15 protein-coding genes are annotated in these 17,886 nt (G+C 56.1%); 10 read left to right on the top strand and 5 right to left on the bottom strand.

Translation table 11 applies throughout. The features are described from left to right. Positions 1 to 128: 128 nt before the first annotated feature. Together K1Y02_09960 and K1Y02_09955 are read left to right on the top strand one after the other, a co-directional pair. Positions 129 to 812, top strand: coding sequence for a hypothetical protein (locus K1Y02_09960; GenBank protein MBX7256674.1), 684 nt, complete (start codon positions 129 to 131; stop codon positions 810 to 812). A 21-nt stretch (positions 813 to 833) separates the two neighbouring features. Then, positions 834 to 1,832 (top strand): aldo/keto reductase, encoded by a 999-nt coding sequence (locus K1Y02_09955; GenBank protein MBX7256673.1) that lies wholly within the window; start codon positions 834 to 836, stop codon positions 1,830 to 1,832. A 6-nt stretch (positions 1,833 to 1,838) separates the two neighbouring features. Here K1Y02_09955 and K1Y02_09950 read toward each other — a convergent pair whose 3' ends face one another. The 3 genes from K1Y02_09950 to K1Y02_09940 all read right to left on the bottom strand — a co-directional run bounded on the left by K1Y02_09950 (position 1,839) and on the right by K1Y02_09940 (position 4,335). Further along, positions 1,839 to 3,257 (bottom strand): zf-HC2 domain-containing protein, encoded by a 1,419-nt coding sequence (locus tag K1Y02_09950; protein MBX7256672.1) that lies wholly within the window; start codon positions 3,255 to 3,257, stop codon positions 1,839 to 1,841. After that, positions 3,254 to 3,751, bottom strand: a complete 498-nt coding sequence (locus tag K1Y02_09945) for an RNA polymerase sigma factor (GenBank protein MBX7256671.1) — start codon at positions 3,749 to 3,751, stop codon at positions 3,254 to 3,256. Before K1Y02_09945 ends, K1Y02_09950 begins: the two co-directional genes overlap by 4 nt. A 146-nt stretch (positions 3,752 to 3,897) precedes the next feature. Next, the gene (locus K1Y02_09940; GenBank protein MBX7256670.1) at positions 3,898 to 4,335 is read right to left on the bottom strand and encodes a cyclic nucleotide-binding domain-containing protein; all 438 of its coding nucleotides are present in this window, start codon (positions 4,333 to 4,335) and stop codon (positions 3,898 to 3,900) included. 131 nt (positions 4,336 to 4,466) lie between these two features. Between K1Y02_09940 and K1Y02_09935 the strand changes: the two genes are divergently transcribed. From K1Y02_09935 to K1Y02_09925, 3 genes are all read left to right on the top strand, one after another. Then, a complete protein-coding gene (locus tag K1Y02_09935) occupies positions 4,467 to 5,273 on the top strand; it encodes a methyltransferase domain-containing protein (protein ID MBX7256669.1) in 807 nt (268 codons plus the stop codon). A gap of 273 nt (positions 5,274 to 5,546) precedes the next feature. Beyond that, the gene (locus K1Y02_09930; GenBank protein ID MBX7256668.1) at positions 5,547 to 7,307 is read left to right on the top strand and encodes an NADPH-dependent assimilatory sulfite reductase hemoprotein subunit; all 1,761 of its coding nucleotides are present in this window, start codon (positions 5,547 to 5,549) and stop codon (positions 7,305 to 7,307) included. Between the two features lie 31 nt (positions 7,308 to 7,338). After that, positions 7,339 to 8,076, top strand: a complete 738-nt coding sequence (locus K1Y02_09925) for a phosphoadenylyl-sulfate reductase (GenBank protein ID MBX7256667.1) — start codon at positions 7,339 to 7,341, stop codon at positions 8,074 to 8,076. A gap of 74 nt (positions 8,077 to 8,150) precedes the next feature. Here the strand turns inward: K1Y02_09925 and hflC are convergent, their stop codons facing one another. After that, positions 8,151 to 9,239: a protease modulator HflC gene (hflC, locus tag K1Y02_09920; protein ID MBX7256666.1), complete on the bottom strand. Its 1,089-nt coding sequence runs from the start codon at positions 9,237 to 9,239 to the stop codon at positions 8,151 to 8,153. Then, positions 9,236 to 10,303 (bottom strand): FtsH protease activity modulator HflK, encoded by a 1,068-nt coding sequence (gene hflK, locus K1Y02_09915; GenBank protein ID MBX7256665.1) that lies wholly within the window; start codon positions 10,301 to 10,303, stop codon positions 9,236 to 9,238. Before hflK ends, hflC begins: the two co-directional genes overlap by 4 nt. A gap of 181 nt (positions 10,304 to 10,484) precedes the next feature. Between hflK and K1Y02_09910 the strand changes: the two genes are divergently transcribed. The 5 genes from K1Y02_09910 (at position 10,485) to K1Y02_09890 (ending at position 17,629) form a co-directional block, all read left to right on the top strand. Continuing rightward, on the top strand, positions 10,485 to 11,309 hold the full coding sequence (locus K1Y02_09910; GenBank protein ID MBX7256664.1) for a peptidoglycan-binding protein: 825 nt from the start codon (positions 10,485 to 10,487) through the stop codon (positions 11,307 to 11,309). Positions 11,310 to 11,396: 87 nt separating this feature from the next. Next, positions 11,397 to 12,089 (top strand): carbohydrate-binding family 9-like protein, encoded by a 693-nt coding sequence (locus K1Y02_09905; GenBank protein MBX7256663.1) that lies wholly within the window; start codon positions 11,397 to 11,399, stop codon positions 12,087 to 12,089. Positions 12,090 to 12,099: 10 nt separating this feature from the next. Next, complete coding sequence (locus tag K1Y02_09900; protein MBX7256662.1) at positions 12,100 to 14,670, top strand: DEAD/DEAH box helicase; 2,571 nt, start codon at positions 12,100 to 12,102, stop codon at positions 14,668 to 14,670. Continuing rightward, positions 14,667 to 16,028: a glucose-6-phosphate isomerase gene (locus tag K1Y02_09895; protein MBX7256661.1), complete on the top strand. Its 1,362-nt coding sequence runs from the start codon at positions 14,667 to 14,669 to the stop codon at positions 16,026 to 16,028. The genes K1Y02_09900 and K1Y02_09895 overlap by 4 nt, the downstream gene beginning before the upstream one ends. Next, positions 16,025 to 17,629 carry a hypothetical protein gene (locus tag K1Y02_09890; protein MBX7256660.1) on the top strand — a complete coding sequence of 535 codons (1,605 nt, stop codon included), beginning with the start codon at positions 16,025 to 16,027 and terminating at the stop codon, positions 17,627 to 17,629. The genes K1Y02_09895 and K1Y02_09890 overlap by 4 nt, the downstream gene beginning before the upstream one ends. Positions 17,630 to 17,886 lie beyond the last annotated feature (257 nt).

Here is a 17,886-nt window from a genome sequence, read left to right as displayed (position 1 = left end):
GTCCGTGTCAGTCCGTGTTCGTCCTCTCCGTCACGGCTGGATATCGTTCGCGTCGTTGCCTTGAATCAGGGGCATCGCTACCGTATAGTCCGGGAATTGGATCTGCAAACTAGCAAGGTATCGTTTAGATGTTTAAGAAGTTATTGTCTGCGCTCGATCGTTCCGAGAAACCCCACTATGTCATTGTACCCTCCAGCGCCAAAGTGCCGGGATTATGGCCTCTTGGGTTTGCAGACAAACCGAAACCCGTGCTTTCCACGCTGGGAGACGCGTCGACGGATGCCCTGATGGAGTTGTGCGACGATTTCTGGAGAAGCCTTTCTCCCGACTTTGATTCCTCTGTTCCGGAAGGGGCCAAAATCGTTCGCAGCTACGAGACCTATGTAGCCGCTTTCAACTTGCTGTGCGCCAGAGGACCCGAGAGTATTCCGTGGGCTCGTGAACGCTTGACTCATCCCGAATACGATGCACGGGAAGCGGCCGCGTCCCTTCTAGGCACACTTGCTAAACGCGGTTTGCTGGGCAATCTGGCAGATGCAATTGCCAATGATTTGTCCGCGCTTGCGGAGCGCCCTTGGGAAGTGGATACAAAGGAAGTCCAAGCCAATGACGCGGCAATTCAAGCCCTGGCGTCCATAGGTGGGCCAATCGCAATTGAGACCATGTGCCGCATCCTGAAGTCTCCGCAATGGAACGAGGACGACCTGCAATGGAGTGCCACCCAAGTCCTCGCCCAGCTCACAGAGCATCCATTCATGGAAGCGGAGAATCCCGTTAAAGCCGCCAAAACATGGCTCGACCCCGAAGCCTAACCCGTAGTAAAGGAAGTCTATATGCCCTTCAAATCGGACCGATACGATCATATGCAATACCGCCGCTGTGGACGGACGGGACTGTTGCTCCCTGCCGTATCCTTAGGGATGTGGCACAACTTCGGCACACGTGCAGACCACGCAAACTGTATCGACATGATGCGTACAGCGTTCGATCTTGGGATTACCCACTTCGATTTGGCCAACAACTACGGTCCCGAACCTGGAAGCGCGGAAGAACGCGTGGGGAAAATCCTGCGCGAGGATTTCGCGGGTCATCGTGACGAGCTGATTATCTCGTCCAAGGCAGGCTACTTGATGTGGCCCGGGCCGTACGGCGAGTGGGGGAGCAAGAAGTACCTCGTTGCCAGCCTCGACCAATCGCTAAAACGTCTGGGGCTGGACTATGTCGATATCTTCTACCACCACCGGCCCGATCCCAATACGCCGCTCGAGGAAACGCTGGGAGCGCTCGATCTGATCGTGCGTCAAGGCAAGGCGCTCTATGCGGGAATCAGCAATTACCGCGGCGCGGACTACGTGCGCGCCGTGGAGACTATGGCCAAGCACGATTGGGTTCCTATTACGATTCACCAGCCCTGTTACAACATGCTCACGCGCTGGTGCGAGAAGGATCTTTGGAAACATACGGAGAAACACGGTTCGGGCGTGATCGTCTTCAGTCCGCTCGCCCAGGGCATGCTCACTTCGAAATACATCGATCCCAACGTGCCTATACCAAAAGATTCCCGTGCAGCTGACCCCGACGGTTTCTTGCAGGAGAACCAGGTGACCCCGAAGATTGTCGATGGCGTACGGCGCTTAGCCAAGATTGCCGATGCGCGCGGTCAGACCATGGCGCAGTTCGCGATCGCCTGGACGCTGCGTGACCCACGCGTCACCAGTGCGCTAATCGGTGCCCGCACACCGCAACAGATTATCGATTGCGTTAAGGCGCTGGATAACCTCGAATTCAAGAAGAAGGAATTGGCAGAAGTCGACGCCGTGTTTCCGGCGTAGGGCTTTCTAGTGGTAAGGAATTCCAAACACTTCCACTTCCGTGTAGTGATTGGTTTTGTCTGTGGTGTTGCCGCGTGAATAGAGGCGGACATATCTGCCCTTCGCGCCTTTCGCGTCGATCAAACGGCCTTCGTACGTCTCGACGTACTCCTTATCTTTACCGACGCCAAGACCGGCAGAGTTGTCAATATCGTTGTTGTAGATGGTCGTGACCTCCCCGGTAAATCCGGGGTCGTCGGAGACTTGCACCACCACGTCGAAATAGACTCGGTTATTCGCGTGGAAGTGCCATAACACAATGGCGTAGATCGCTGAGGTCTTCTCCAGATCAATCTGCACCCACTGGACTCCAGCACCCAGCTCAAGCAGATAGTCCTTCTGATACCCCTTTTCGCCATCCGTCACAAAAGAGAGTTCTCCGAGACGCGGGGCGTTGTCGCTGCTGATGACCGCCTTGCCTCTGGCAAGGTTCCTAGTACCCTCGGGCACCAATAATGGCGAGCGGGCTTTGAACGCATTCTCCTCCAAGTTCGGACTAAAATAATCAAGCGGAGTGCCGCCAAAAAAGGGCTGCGGCAGTTCAAGTTTCAGTTCCACCATAGCCATCCGAGTGTGCGGGACTGACGGTGCCTCCAGTTCGGTCTCAGGTTGCGCCGGAACAAGTGGCGGGGGAGCACTCTCTTGAGGCAATTGCGGCACGGGAATCGGCGTATCGTCTGGGACGGTCTCGTGTCCAGTCTCCTCAGATGGCGGCTCTGGCGAATGTGCGGCGGGCAGCGTCACTGGTTGCGTTTCCACCTTTGGGGGCCGTACGCGAGTCACAACTGGCGCAGGTTTCGGCTTCTCGACATTAACCATGCGTTCAGGAGACGGCACCTTCTTCACCGGTTTCTCAGGCACTGCATCTGGCCGTGGCTCATAGGTCTCCTCCCGAGACGCCGGTTGTTCTGGTGCTGCCGCCTCAACCGGAGCATTTCCTTCTGGGGCCGGGGGAGTGGGAGGGGAGGATGGTGTCTCTTCAGCCTTTGGCACCTGTAAGATTGGAGGTGGTTCAGGCGTGTTGGCCGTGGCAATATCCCGAACAGGCGGTAACTGTACGGAGTCGCCACTGTCCCTGGAACCCAAGACTGAGGCCAGGACGACAATGACGGTTGCGGCCAGTGCGGCCGCCGCAGTCCATGCGAGACGGCGCATTCTACGCTGTCGGACCGCTATCCCTCTTTGCGCAAGCAGCCGTTCCTGAAGCACTGCCACAATTTCCTCAGGAGCCTTGTACGCCTTCATGGACGTTCGTACACGAGCAAAGCTGCCAAGGGTCAGTCTGCACGTTGGACAGCTATCAATATGATGTTCGACAATGCGACGTTCGTCCGGCGCCAGTTCGTTGTCGAAGTATTCCGACAGCTTTGCTTCGTCGCATGTCATGAAGAACGGTCCTCGTTTGCAGCCGCGTAGCGCTGGTGATGGCTCAACAATGTGGCCAATTGCTTGCGGCCCCGGTGAATCCACGTCCTCACCTCGGGCAAGGTCGCATTCAGGGTCTTCGCGATTTCATCGTAAGAAAGCTCACCGAACTCCCGCAGGGCGATCGCTTCTCGATAGTTGACAGGAATCTGAGCCAGCGCCACGTCTATCTCGTCGCGCAACGCGGCGTGCTCGAGCGAGGGATCGGTTCGGGCCGGGATAGTGTCGTCAAGAGGAACGGTGAGTTTTGCTGTTCGCCGGCGGTCAATCGCGAGATTGTGCAGTATTGTGAATACCAGTGAACGCACCGTCCCGGAGCGATTCCTGAGTTTCTCGTCGCGCATGAGGTTTACCAGGCGCATGAAGGTGTCTTGCACCAAGTCTTCGGCCAAGTGCCGGTTTCCCACAAGACTCAACGCGTAGCCGTAGAGCGGGCCAATGAGATCGGCACACATACGGTCAAATGCATGCGCGTCCCCCTCACATGCCAGCCAATATGAACTATCGACTTTATCGTTCAACGTAATGCCGGTCCCGCGTTTTGGCTCCTGCAAGAGTTTACGAATGGCAGGGGTTAAAAATCGCAGACGCCGCAGAGGAACTAGTTTATGAAATGTTCCCAGGCATTCATTTCCAGTGCTTTACGCAGCGCTTCAATCTGTGGGGGCTGCAACTCCTGGTTCACTGCATTCCAAAAAGCGCTCCAGTGGAACCTCAAGACTACGCATGGAACATCTCCTGATATGGTCGCGGTGCGGAGATGTGTCGGGTTGAACTGTTGCATTTCCCCCAGAATCTCCGGCGCTTCGCAGGTCGTGTCCGGAGATCCGGTCTTCTGCACTAAAATGCGCCCTGACAGCAGGACAAACCCACGATCATCGTTCGGCTCATGTTCATGGATGAAGATCCCCCCCTTGGGGACGCTTCTCTGCTCGGCAACCCGCACAATCAGTTCGGCCACTTTGGCGCGCAGGTCGCTTTCCAGACCTCCCATAAACCGTAACTTCAGAATGGCTTGACGTACTTGCTGTGAGTCCACGAAACCCCACCTCCTTTTGCGCAGTTCACCACCACTAAGTATAGCACCCCTATTGCGTGAATTCTGCCCATCGCAGGTGTATCATGCCGCTTCTGCCGCTCCTCGGTAATCCGTGCGGCTAAGGGGGACTTGTGAGTGGTGAATATGTTCACGGGTATACCGCCCGTGAAGCCTACCGGCTCGTCGATCAAGCGACTACATTGACGGACCTTCTCCATTGCGATACCGCCTACTCCGCTGGCGAGTCCGTCTTGGAGGCCGGCTGCGGAGTGGGAGCCCAGACCGTTACCCTCGCGAAGAACAGTCCCAATGCACTCATTACTTCCCTGGAGATTTCAGAGGAGTCACTCGAAATTGCCCGCGAACGAGTCACTTCGGCCGGCATCACAAATGTGACGTTTCGGCAGGGGGATATCTTCAATCTACCTGAAGATTTAGGACCTTTTGACCATATTTTCGTTTGCTTTGTGCTTGAGCACCTGTCGAACCCGGTCGGTGCCTTGGCGTGCCTGAAGCAGGTTCTTAAGCCGGGAGGAACGATGACGGTTGTTGAGGGTGACCACGGCTCCGTCTTTTTCCACCCTGATAGCATCTACGCTCACAAGGCCATCGATTGCCAGATTGCGCTTCAAGCACGCGGCGGAGGAAATGCGTGTATTGGCCGCCAGCTTTACCCGCTGCTTGAGCAGGCGGGCTTCTCGAACATCACGGTTTCTCCGCGGACTGTTTACGTCGATTCCAGCAGGCCCGCCCTTGTGGAAGGCTTCACAAAGAAAACCTTCACGGCCATGGTCGAGGGCGTCCGAGAACAGGCATTGGCGCAAGGCCTTATTAATGAACAAGACTGGGAGAGGGGTATTCGAGACTTATACCGCACCGCCGAGCGTGATGGGACGTTCAACTACATGTTCTTCAAGGCCATTGCGAGGATGTGTTAACGCACTCCCAACCTCTCCAATTCACCTTATCTATCGTCTATGTTATTGCCTTATCAGTACTTACTCATTCTCATCAGGCCCAATTTCTATCCTCCGCAATGATCTCAGTTGGTTTTGGCTGGAATACTTGACTTTTATTATCTGTTATGTAATCATTCGCGCAAGTTCGACCTCCCATTGAACCTGCGCGTCAATGAAGGTAGACTTCCGGCCCTGTGCGCACCGTGCGCCGGTCAACTCAAGGCTTATTGGTAGTAAGGAGCAGTATCTCCGATGTCACACGATGCACAACCTGGTGAAGGCCAACTCAGCGCGTTTGAGCTTATGAAGGCCAATAGCAAGGGGCTCCGCGGCACCATCGCCGAGGAACTCGCCGATCCAAAGCCGTGCTTTACCGACGATGCCACCTCGTTGATGAAGTTCCACGGTACCTATCAGCAGGACAATCGGGACACGCGCACGGATCGTAAAAAGGCGGGGCTTGACCGCGACTACAGCTTGATGGTGCGCACGAAGTTTCCGGGAGGGACGATTACCGCCGAGCAGTACATTATGTGCGACGACATGGCGGACACCTACGGTCAACATGACCTCCGCATTACGTCGCGGCAGGGATTCCAGTTCCACGGCGTGGTGAAGAAGAATCTGCGGCCGCTGATACACGATTTGAACCACCTTGCAAAGATCACGACGCTGGGCGCGTGCGGCGATATTGTGCGCAACACAATGGCGTGCCCGGTCGTAGACATAGACCCTGCTTATGCGAAGTGCGGCTCCGACCTCATCGCCCTTGCGCAACGAATCAGCAATCATTTCCTGCCGAAGACCACGGCCTATTTTGACGTCTGGCTGGATGACCAGAAGGCAAAGGTACACGAAGACGGGACAGTGACATTTGAGTCGGAGGAGGAACCAAAGACCGTCGAGGAGCCTATCTATGGCGATCGCTTTCTTCCGCGCAAGTTCAAAATTGGCGTAACGGTGGATTTCGACAACTCCGTCGACATTCTCACGCAGGATTTGGGCGTCATTGCCGTGACGGAGAACGGTTCGATCACGGGGTTCGAGGTGACTATTGGCGGCGGCCTTGGCTATACGCACAAGAAGCCCGAGACTTATGCTCGCTTGGGCACCGCGCTTGCCTTCGTCAAAGACGAGGCGGACGTTATTCCGATTATCGAAGCGGTTGTGAAGGTGCAGCGCGATTTCGGCGGCCGTGAAAACCGCAAACACGCGCGCCTCAAATACCTCGTGGACGATTGGGGCATCGACAAAGTTCGCGAAAAGGTATTCGAATATGCGGGTAAGCGGTTTGAATTGCCGCGCGGCGTCCAGCCCGGCGCGCAACCCGACTACCTTGGATGGCACAAGCAATCTCAGGCGGGGCTCAACTACGTCGGCATTTGGATTGAGAATGGCCGAATTCGCGACTTCGATGGCAACTTCCGTTTTCGCACGGGTCTGCGAACGATCGTTGACCAGTTCAAGCCGTCGGTTCGTTTGACGCCCCATCACAACATCATCTTTGCGAACATCGCCGACGCCGATGTGGATAAGGTCCAGGGCATTCTCGATGAATACGGCATCCCCACCGACAAAGGGATATCGACATTGCGCCGCATGGAAATGGCCTGTCCCGCGCTACCGCTGTGCGGATTGGCGATGGCAGAGGCGGAACGCGCCATTCCTGATGTCATGAAAGGTATCGAGGTAGCCGGCCACGGCGATGCGAACGTTGTCATTCGCATGAGTGGATGCCCCAACAACTGCTCGCGGCCCCGCAGCGCGGAAATCGGCATTGTCGGCGCGGGCGCGGACCGTTACCAACTCTACGTTGGCGGCGCCCACAACGGCACGCGCCTCTGCGAATTGCTTACTGAGAAGCTTAAGGGCACGGATTTGCCGGTACTGATATCCGAATTGCTGAGCCTATGGAAGGCCGAGCGTAACGAAGACGAGCAGTTTGGCGACTGGTCGGCGCGCGTGGGTGTAGAGAGTCTTCGCAGCCGACTGGAAACCGTAAAGGCTGTCTAAGTCACATTTTAGAAACGAATAGGATATGGTCATGGCTTTGGTTGAAGAAGCGGATCTACTTGATAGACTGAATGGCCTGGAGGCGCAAGACTTGCTAGCGTGGGCCGCCACGGAATATGGCGAGCGCGCAGGAATCTTCACGAGCTTCCAGAACACAGGCTGCGTTATGATCGACATGGCATACCGAAGCGGAAACCCGTTACGCATTCTCACCGTCGATACGCTCCGTTTGCCGGATGAGACCTATGCCTTGATGGATGCGATCGAAGCCCGGTATGAGACCTCTGTAGAGCGTTTTCAGCCGGATCCTGACTCGGTAGAACGTATGGTCTCCCGGCATGGCGAGTATCTCTTCTTCGACAGCAAGGAGAAGCAGGAGTACTGCTGCAGCATCCGCAAAGTCGAACCCAACATCCGTGCGCTTCAGACTGTCGAAGTCTGGATCACCGGCTTACGCCGCGACCAGTCCAACTTTCGCAAAGATGCCGTACAGAAAGCGTCCTATGTTGACCAAGAAGGCCGCCGTATCATCAAGCTCGCCCCTTTGGCCGACTGGACCGAGCAAGAAGTATGGGATTACATCAAGAAATACGATGTCCCGTATAGCAAGCTCTACGATCTTGGCTACACAAGTATCGGGTGCAAGATTTGCACGACTCCAACCCTTAAGTGGGAAGACAAGCGCGCCGGCCGTTGGCGCTGGTTCAACTATCTTGACCCCAGCGCGAAGAAGGAGTGCGGTATTCACCTAAGCGGCAGCGGAATCTAGCTACGTCAGAATTTAGAGAGAATGGAAAGCGCGATGCACGGGCAACCTGGTGTTCCAGTGCATCGCGCGTCTATCTAGTTGCCGGCGCCCTTCTCTTTGAGAAGTCCAAACACCCCGGAGTCCGCGCCCAGCACAAACTCCGATCCGATCGGCGTGTTCTTGCTCAGAACCTCCAATGACCGAATGAACGTGTATAAATCCGGATTCGCACTGAAAGCTTCGGCGAATATGCGAATTACTTCCGCATCTGCCTCGCCGCGCAGCCGTGAGGCTTCGCCCTTGGCATTCGCGAGAATCACCTGAACATCCTTGTCGGTGGTCGCTTTGATGATATTCGCCTCACGTTGCCCAACGCTACGATAGCCCTTTGAAATCATAGACCGTTCGGCAGTCATCCGGCCAAAGACCGCCTGAAAATTCTCGGGGAGGAGATCAGCTCGCTTGATTCGCACGTCCACGACACGTATTCCATATTGAGCTCTCGCAATGGAGTCCGCGCGCTGTGTGACGGCATTCATAATCTTCTCGCGGCCTTGCGTAATTTCCTCTCTGGCCAGGTTCTTGGTGTCCACCACGGCGGCTTCCGCGGCCTCTTCGTCAGGTGCGGTTGCTCCATCCTTTAACAAGTCATTCGTGGTTCGAATTACCTCGATCAGGTCGTTTTTGCCCAGCTCCTCGCGCACAACGGAGTAGATTGTGTCGTCGAGGGAATCGTTCGCCCCCGCCAACGTGCGCACGCTGATGCGAAACAGCAACGGATTCTCGATTCGCCACCGTGCGAAATTGTCTACCACGAGTGTCTTCTTGTCTGCGAGCACAATCTGCTCGGGTTCGGCGTCATAGGTCATCAGCACGTCCGGAAACACTTCCACAGAGTCGACGAAAGGCATTTTGAAATACAGCCCGGCACCCATGCTTACGGTCAACCCACCGGAGCTTGTTGGAGCGTCCGCGCCTTCGGTCCGTTGAGCTACCCGAATGATCTCACCTTTGATCTTCTCGAATTCTTCGGGCGTTCGTTCTCCGACGATCACATGCACCGGTTTGCTGAGCCGAGTCACGACGGCTTGCCCACGCTCATCCACGATAAACGCGCACATTTTGAGCAGAATGAGTCCCAGAATCAGGAGCAGAAGTATCAATACGCCGTAGAGGTTCTTCATTGCGCGTTTCCTTCCATCGAAGTCTCAATCGCCTCGGGGACTTGAGGCTCTGCTCCTCCGGTTAGCGACTTCAGATTCACCACACCCGTCGCTTCATCCACAACCGTGAGCTTCACTTTTGGCAATAGTTCCTCCATGGCCTCCAAGTAGAGACGCGAACGCGTCAACTCAGGCGCGGCCTCATACTGCTTGGCAATGGCAACGAATCGCTGCACGGTTCCCCTGGCTTCCGCCACCTTGGATTCTTTATAGGCTTCTGCTTCCAGTTTGATGCCCGCCGCTTCGCCTTCAGCTCGTGGTATTTCGCCGCTCTGATAGGCCCGCGCTTCATTGATCAGTTTCTCGCGTTCTTCGCGCGCGCTGGCTACGTCTCTGAAAGCAGCAGCAACTTCTCGCGGAGGTTGTACGTCCTGCAAATACACGGCTTGAATACTCACACCAGCTCCGGTCGTGTCGGCCAGTTCCTGCATCTTATCGCGGATCTCATTCATGATCTCCTGCTTGCCCGTAGTCAGTACGTCGTTGATAGAGTGGTCGCCCACCGCTTGCCGCAACGCTGCCTCCGCTATGGCCTGGAGCATGCGTTCCACTTGACCTCGTTCGAAGTTGAAGAGATAGTCGCGAGAGTTCTTGACCCGAAACTGAACGGCCATCGAACAGTCGACCACGTTCTCATCACCGGTCAGCATTTGTGCCTCGCTGAGCATTGCAGGCGTATCTTTAAACGTCCTATAGGCAGTTGTGCCTTCTTGCTCATACGAGCGGAATCCCACCTCAATACGCTTGACCTCGCCGATGTCCACTTTCTCCACGGTCTGGATGGGCCAAGGCAGTTTGAAGTGGAACCCGGGTTGCGAGGTCTTCGCGTATTTTCCGAAGGTCATAACCAGACCCTCTTCTCCCGCGGAGATGGTGTATGTCGGTCCACCTCGCATGATCCAAAGGAGCAGGCAGAGAACGACGACCGCTCCTGCGGCGGCGCGGACAAAACGTAAGACGGACTTAAAGTCCGCGCTACCGCCTCCTCCAACGAATTCGGGGCGTATAGGTGGGGGCTTGGGCATTGCAGGTTCTCCTCTATTCTGACTTAGGGCACTGTACGTCCGGCATCCGCCAAAAGCAAACATCCCGCCATCGAGTGCAACGGACTCGCACTATTAGATGAGAGTCTTTCGGTTCGCGTTTAGAATCCCGCTACACATTTGATACAGTAGTCTCGTCTTAACTCACAAGGATACTCAGATTATGAAGCGCCCCACCCTTCGTCTGAACGATGGTTTCGAGCATACGTCCCCCGACTTAAGGGACGATGTGCGCGAATTGCAGCGATTCTTGAACCAGGAAGGTTTCGGCCTTGGCCTCGATGGCTTGTTCGGCCGCGAAACAGAAATGGCCGTAAAGCGTTTCCAGCGCGATCACGGACTCGATGACGACGGCATTGTCGGCGAGATGACTTGGTCGCTCTTGGCGGGCACGCCGCTGCCCGACCCGGAAACCGTCATGGACACGAGCTATCCCTCGGACTACCCACAACTTATGGCCCAATTGGAGGATGCGCGCAAGTACCGTTCGTTCATTGAAGAAGGTGCAACTGTGTGTGGAGTCCGCCCTGCAATCATTTGCGGGTTGGGATCGCGCGAATCGGGATGGGGTATGCTACTCAAACCCAAAGGCCCGGCGGGTACGGGCGATGCCACACCTAGGTCCAACACGAAACCCTATCGTATCGGCCCGCTGCCGCCCGACGGCGCGGGTTTTGGTCGTGGCTTGCTGCAGATCGACTACGATGCCCACGAATTTGCGCGCACGGGGAATTGGCAAGATCCGCGGGAGAACATCCTCTACGGCTGCGGTGTACTGAAGAACTCCATCATGCTCATCAAGCGGCGTAAGGGCCTTGAGGGCATTAAACTTATTCGCGCCGCGCTGGCAGGATACAATTGTGGACCGAGCAACGTGATCACCGCGCTTGACCAAGGCCGCAGCCCCGACTTCTTCACCGCGCATCGTGACTATTCAAAAGACGTGTTGAATCGCGCAGGCTGGTTTCACGTTCACGGATGGGACTGACAATCAATGCGACTCACGATCCCAAATCACACAATCCCGGCACTAGCCGCGGCGCTCCTTGTAGCCACAGCTTTCGGAGATACTGCCGTGTCGAAGAACTCATCGTCCCCTGAGTACACGATAAAGAGGGCCGCTCAATCGCCTTCCCTGGAGGAGGGATGGGACGGACCGTCTTGGAACAAGGCCAACACAATTGCCATCAAGAACTGGTACCCCAAAAACGTGGAGCACCGTCCCGAGACCGAAGCGAAAGTGCTTTACGATACGTCGGGCCTTTACGTTATGTTTCGCGTGCGCGATCGGTATGTGCGCGCCGTAACGACAGACTATCAAGGACCCGTTTGCACCGATTCGTGTGTGGAGTTCTTTGTGGAGCCGCGCGAGGGGAAAGGGTATTTCAATTTCGAAATCAACTGCATCGGCACTCTGTTGCTCTGCTACATCGAAGATCCTACGCGAACGGCAGATGGCTTCGTAAAATACACGAAGATCCCGAAAGAACTTGGATCACTTGTCCAAATCCGTTCATCTCTTAAGGGCCCGCTCAGTGAAGAACTGACTGAACCTACAGAATGGACCTTGGCATATCATGTCCCCTGGAAAGTATTAGAGTCTTACGTAGGACCCATCGGGGACCCGGCTGGCCAGACGTGGCGGGCAAACTTCTTCAAGTGCGGCGACAAGACTTCCCATCCGCATTGGGGCACCTGGTCACCCATAGGCGAACAACTCAACTTCCATCAGCCACGCTACTTCAAGCCTGTCTTCATCGAGCCTTGATACCGTTTCGATGCGCAAGAAAGAGGCACTGGGAGAAGAAGCGGCGGGCCGAATTCGAGAATCCGCCGCGCAAGCAATCGTAGACGCTATCCGCGAAGTGGGAGGTCGCGAAGTCTTCTTCGCCGGTTCGTTGGATGGAGAAGGCCTTGTGGCCAAGGTACGGGTCTGGGCCAGGGGGACCGAAGGAGCCGTTCCTGCCGTACATCACGGACTCAAGAAGGGTGAGGTGGTCATCCATAACCACCCGTCGGGAAACGTTGCTCCTTCGGACGCCGATGTACAGCTTGCCTCCATCTTTGGTTTCAATGGACACGGCGTCTATATCGTCGACAACAGCGTGACCCGAGTCTTCGTGGTGGTCGAACCGTTGCGCAGCGAGGCCAAGTTTCGCCTGAATCCGGCAGAACTCGCAGAGCTGTTCTCCCCGGCAAGCGCCCTAGCCCGCACGTTACCGCACTTTGAAGTTCGTCCTCAGCAAATCCGCATGATGGAGCACGTGGCAGCGGCCTTTAATGACGAGGGTATTGCCGTGGTCGAAGCGCCGACCGGTGTTGGCAAAACCATGGCGTATCTTGCTCCTGCTGTTCTTTGGGCCTTGAGAAACAAGGAACGCGTCGTCATATCGACGCGCACAATCAACCTCCAGGAGCAGATAGTCCATAAAGACATTCCCGCGTTACAGAAAGCGCTTGGACTGCCTTTCAATGCCGTTCTCGTAAAAGGGCGCTCTAACTACCTGTGCATTCGCAAGTTGCGCCGCGCGTTGTCGGAAGCGACACTGCTTAAAGATGAGAAGGAAGAAGAGATCCTGAAAGCGGTTGCCGAGTGGGCGGAGCATACGAAAGACGGCAGCCTGGCCGATTTGCCCTTTGTTCCACCCAGGGATCTGTGGGCAGGCATCTGCTCCGAGTCCGACACCTGCCGGCTTTCCGCGTGTCCCGATCCGAAGCGTTGCTTCGTAGGCCGGGCCAGACGGGACATGGCTAAAGCAGACATTCTTGTCGCCAATCACCATATGACCTTCTCGGACCTTGCCGTTAAACGCGAAACCGGCAGTTTCACCTCCGCGGGCGTGCTGCCTGCTTATCGCCGAATCATCTTCGACGAGGCGCACAACATTGAGGACTCGGCCACGGACTATTTCGGAGTGGAAGCTACGCGTTTAGGCGCGTTGGCAGCCATCGGCCGTTTCGTCCGCTCCGAGACGGGGGTGGAGCGCGGCCTGATTCCGTATCTGAAATTGAAACTTATGCGCGATGTCAACGGGCCAAGCGTGGAAGAATACGTCTCCATACTCGACCTCATCGATAACAAGCTCCTGCCCGCACTTGCCGCGACGCGGCACGCGTTGACCGCTGCGTTCGATGCGATTCGACAATTCACTTCAGCCTCCTGCGGCCAAATCGGCCGTGAAATAAAATGGCGCCTTACGGAAGAAGTCCTTGCCATGCCCGAATTGCGGCGCATTCACGGTGAATTGGTGTTGCCCTCCGTCGAAGAAACCAATACGTGCGCAAAGCTCGTGACTCTTCTGTTGACCAAGATTAGAGATATTCCGGCTCCCGCGGATGGCTCCGACTCGCCATTCATGACGGAGTGCTTCCAACTCGAAGCCTACGGAGATCGACTCCGGCGACTGGCCTCCGCCCTCGCCGAGGGTACCGACGCAGTTCTTGCTCCGAACACCGTGCGTTGGATCGAGATCGATTCGCAGAATAAGGCTATTGTGCGCATCATTCGTTGTCCGCTTGAAGTAGGAAAACCAATGGCCGAGTGGGTGTTTCCGAGCTTGACCGCCGTCGTCATGACTTCGGCCACGTTGTCGGTTGGACATACCTTTGAGTTTCTCAAATCGAGAATTGGACTTGATCGCGTCGATGATCGCGAGGTCGAAACCTTGGCACTCGACTCGCCCTTCGACTTCCAGAAGCAGGCGATTCTGGCCATACCGACGGACCTGCCAAATCCCGATGCAAAGGAGTTTCTCGATGCCTCGGTCGAGAGCGTGCGCAACATCGTGCGAATCACGAACGGCCATGCCTTCGTGTTGTTTACGTCATTCTACGCTCTCGATTACACCTACAAGCATCTGGAACTCGAGTTGAAGGATGCGGGCATTACCCCGCTTAAGCAGGGAGCCATTGCTCGCACGCGATTGCTCGACCGCTTCCGTAAGGAGCACTCGAGCGTGTTGTTCGGCACGGATAGCTTCTGGGAAGGTGTTGACGTTGCCGGCTCCGCGTTGCAGTGTGTTATACTCACAAAACTACCGTTTCGCGTACCGACTGAGCCTGTTTTGCAGGCACGGGCCGAGGCCATTGACGGCGCCGGAGGCAATTCGTTCATGGAGTACACGGTCCCTCAGGCGGTCGTGAAGTTCCGGCAGGGGTTCGGCCGGCTCATCCGACGAAAAACCGACCGAGGGGCTATCGTTGTATTGGACCGTCGCATAATGACCAAACACTACGGCAGAGTCTTCCTGCAATCCCTCCCTGAAATGAACCGGATTGCGGGACCCAGCACCGAAATCTACGAAGCCCTTCAGGGTTTCTTTTTACAACAACCGGAGACCGATCGATGAGCCTGGATATTCGCATTGATGTTTCGCGCGCCAAGAGTTCCGCTGTGGGCAAGGAACACGGCATAACGCCCGCCGAATTGAAAGCCATAGAGCCGCGCATTGCCGCAGCTCACAAGATCCTCCGTAAGGAGCGCAAGGACGGCGTCTACGGATTCTGGGAGTTGCACAAGGACAAGGCCACGTTGAAGAACGTCAAGGCTGCCGCTTCGCATTTTCTAGAATTCGGATACGACAATCTGGTCGTGCTCGGCATCGGCGGCTCGGCCCTCGGGCTTACAGCCCTCGTAACGGCTCTCAAACCGCGTTATTACAACCTGATGACCAAACGCGGGCGCAAAGGCTTTCCGCGCGTTTTCGTCATGGACAACATTGACCCCGTCACGTTCCGCGACATGATGCGGATCTGTCCGCCTCAAAAGACGCTCTATAACGTCATCTCGAAGTCGGGAGAGACCGCCGAGACCATGTCCCAATTGATGATCGTTGTAGACGCCATCGAGAAAAAACTCGGTAAGAAGGCGGTAAAAGACCATGTGGTCGTGACGACCAATCCACGTGGCACGAAGCCGAGCCTGCTTCACCCTGTTGCCGACGCGTACGGACTTCAGGAGTTCGTGGTGCCTCTCAATGTCGGGGGACGCTTCTCGGTGTTCTCGCCGGTCGGACTCTTCCCGGCGGCCATGCTCGGCATGGACGTTGACGCCATGTTCGATGGTTGCGCTGCGATGGATGCGCGTTGCTCGTCGGGCGACTTGGCTACCAACCCTGCTTACCTTCGTGCCGCGATCCAGTATCTGTCCGATACGCAGAAGGGCAAGTGCCTCTCGGTGATGATGCCCTACGCGGACAGCCTTCGCGATGTCGCGGACTGGTACCGTCAACTCTGGGCGGAGAGCCTTGGAAAGCGGTATAGCCTGGACGGCCAGGAAGTGTTTGCAGGACAGACCCCCATCAAAGCCCTTGGAGCGACCGATCAGCATTCGCAGATTCAGTTGTACCGCGAAGGGCCGAACAACAAGGTCATCAATCTCCTGGAAGTCGGCCGCTTCGACAAGACGTTGCGCATCCCTGAAGCCCTAAAGTCTGTCAAAGCGCTCGACTATTTGCGTGGACAAACCATGAACAAACTGATGGCCGCTGAACTCCGTGGCACGGCCGACGCCCTCAAAATCAGCCAGCGGCCCGTAATGCGCATCGTGCTCCCGAAAGTGAACGCAAACACGGTAGCGCAGCTTCTATACATGCTTGAAGTGGAAACTGCCATGGCAGGCCGTCTCTACAACGTGAATACCTTCGATCAGCCCGGAGTGGAAGAGGGCAAACAGATTGCCCGGAAACTCATGGGAGGAAAGGGTTGAGCGAGCATCTCCCAACCTTCCCCGAATACGGAGAAGGAGGAGACCTTATCGGGTCACGGCGCTCCCGCCGCGCGTTTCGATGGACGGCGGGAGCGTTCCTGCTATTAACGCTTGCTCTGTGGTTCTCAGAGGGGTACTTGCGCTATGAGCGTGCCGAGCAGCTGTATATCAGCGCAATAGAGCTGCCCCCGGAGTCCGGCCGCAACTATCTGAGGCAAATAGAAGTCACCTACGCGAAGCAACACAAAGATCCGCCCGCAAAATACATCGAAGCGTTGGCCGAACGCGAAGAAGATGACTTGATCCTCGGCGCCTATGAGCGCGCCTTCCACCTTGAACCCAACAATTCGTCCTTGGCCATTCGTTACGGCTGCCGGTTGTTTTACGAGGGGCAAGCAGGAGTGGCTCGGCTGCGGTTTCGCGAAGCTGCCGAAAATGCGCAGAAGAACGTGCTGCCAGTCTATCTCGAGGCATCGGTACTCCCGTGGGTATCCGAGGCCAGCGACGATCTGGGCCCTTCGTTTGCCATCATAGATCGAGCCAACAAAGCGAGCGGACGCGTCACCGTTCCCAAGCCGCTCTGGTCCTCAGCCTTACCCGAGCGTGGCTATTGGTACTCAAAGCTGCGCAGGCAAAGCGCAGAAGCCTGCATGTGGCCGTTCTACCAATTCGCGGACAAGGTGGCGGCACAAGCAGGAGACGACATCAAGAACAACACGCTTGGGGACTGGCCAGAACGATTGAAGGCGCTGGAGACGATGGGGAAACGCATCGCTGCCGGCGCCGTGGGCCAAGACCCCCGCATGGGGGACAGCCTTGCGGGCGGCATTCCACAAGCGCAAGCGGGACTCCATATCATGCGGACTGCCGTAGATTTGCTCAAGCAGATCTCGCCTGAACAGCGAAACATCCCCGACGAAAACATGATCAAGGCTCGCGTAAACCTGGATAGAGCTTTGGAGGAACTCACAAAGTTCGAGAACTCACGCGAAGACGTGATTCGCGAGGATAGACAAGCCTACACACTCCCGTTGCGGCTTATTGCCGCCACTATCGCGGTGTTTCTTAGCGTGTATATGGCCGCGTACATCCTATGCAAGGTCTTTGGCGTGAACAGTACTCACCATAATGTCACTCACTCGCGGGTTGGGCATATCGTCTTCACGGCTTGGGCGGCTTTCAGCCTTGCGCTGCTGATCCTGATGGCGATATCCCATGGCGGCATCGTATCCAGTCCAATCTGGCACTCCACGTTGTACTATTCGTGGTGGGGGGGAGCTTTAGTCGCGCTGGCGTTCTCCGTCCCATATCCCGTGCTGGTTTTGCCAAGCCCGCGCCTACTTGCTGGACAAAAAGCTGCCCTTGGCGATGCGGAGTCACTGCTTCCTGTGGCCCGTCGCAAATATAGACAGGCCTACCTCTCTGTGTTTCGCCGTTACCTGGGCATACTTCTTGGCCTGACCATTATCTCCGTCTCGGCCTGGGTCGTGGTGTTCCGGATTGTAAGTTCATTGTACCCCTGGCAAATTGGCCTCCTTTCAACCGGTCTATCCGGGGAAGAAATCGAGACTGTCCAGCACGCGCTTTCCCTGCTCGGGTAGCCCCCTGGGAGACAAAGTAAGAATCTGTGCCGTGATTCCTTGGCGGAAATCACAATGCGCGTCGGGACTTGAGTCAATAGTCTGGAAACTGTTAGTAGACTCATCTGCGAAAACCCCGGAAACACCACTATCTGCCCGCGGGAAAGGCCTCCAAACGGGGGGCGAGAATTCGCAAAGTGGAAAACTTGACGAGTCGCGCCTTTGGCGGTTATAATTTTCCAATAAGGTGCTTATACTGCGAATTCGGCAGTGGCGGG

It is taken from the genome of Candidatus Hydrogenedentota bacterium (assembly GCA_019695095.1).
Lineage (GTDB): Bacteria > Hydrogenedentota > Hydrogenedentia > Hydrogenedentales > SLHB01 > JAIBAQ01.
This window is presented reverse-complemented; position numbering and strand designations above follow the sequence as displayed.

What these genes read in the sequence shown, in the direction of transcription:
- K1Y02_09945 (MBX7256671.1), bottom strand. Translation starts at nt 3,751, where the DNA reads ATGTGTGCCGATCTCATTGGCCCGCTCTACGGCTACGCGTTGAGTCTT.
- hflK (MBX7256665.1), bottom strand. Translation starts at nt 10,303, where the DNA reads ATGCCCAAGCCCCCACCTATACGCCCCGAATTCGTTGGAGGAGGCGGT.
- K1Y02_09930 (MBX7256668.1), top strand. Translation starts at nt 5,547, where the DNA reads ATGTCACACGATGCACAACCTGGTGAAGGCCAACTCAGCGCGTTTGAG.
- K1Y02_09955 (MBX7256673.1), top strand. Translation starts at nt 834, where the DNA reads ATGCCCTTCAAATCGGACCGATACGATCATATGCAATACCGCCGCTGT.
- K1Y02_09925 (MBX7256667.1), top strand. Translation starts at nt 7,339, where the DNA reads ATGGCTTTGGTTGAAGAAGCGGATCTACTTGATAGACTGAATGGCCTG.
- hflC (MBX7256666.1), bottom strand. Translation starts at nt 9,239, where the DNA reads ATGAAGAACCTCTACGGCGTATTGATACTTCTGCTCCTGATTCTGGGA.
- K1Y02_09910 (MBX7256664.1), top strand. Translation starts at nt 10,485, where the DNA reads ATGAAGCGCCCCACCCTTCGTCTGAACGATGGTTTCGAGCATACGTCC.
- K1Y02_09960 (MBX7256674.1), top strand. Translation starts at nt 129, where the DNA reads ATGTTTAAGAAGTTATTGTCTGCGCTCGATCGTTCCGAGAAACCCCAC.
- K1Y02_09950 (MBX7256672.1), bottom strand. Translation starts at nt 3,257, where the DNA reads ATGACATGCGACGAAGCAAAGCTGTCGGAATACTTCGACAACGAACTG.
- K1Y02_09900 (MBX7256662.1), top strand. Translation starts at nt 12,100, where the DNA reads ATGCGCAAGAAAGAGGCACTGGGAGAAGAAGCGGCGGGCCGAATTCGA.
- K1Y02_09895 (MBX7256661.1), top strand. Translation starts at nt 14,667, where the DNA reads ATGAGCCTGGATATTCGCATTGATGTTTCGCGCGCCAAGAGTTCCGCT.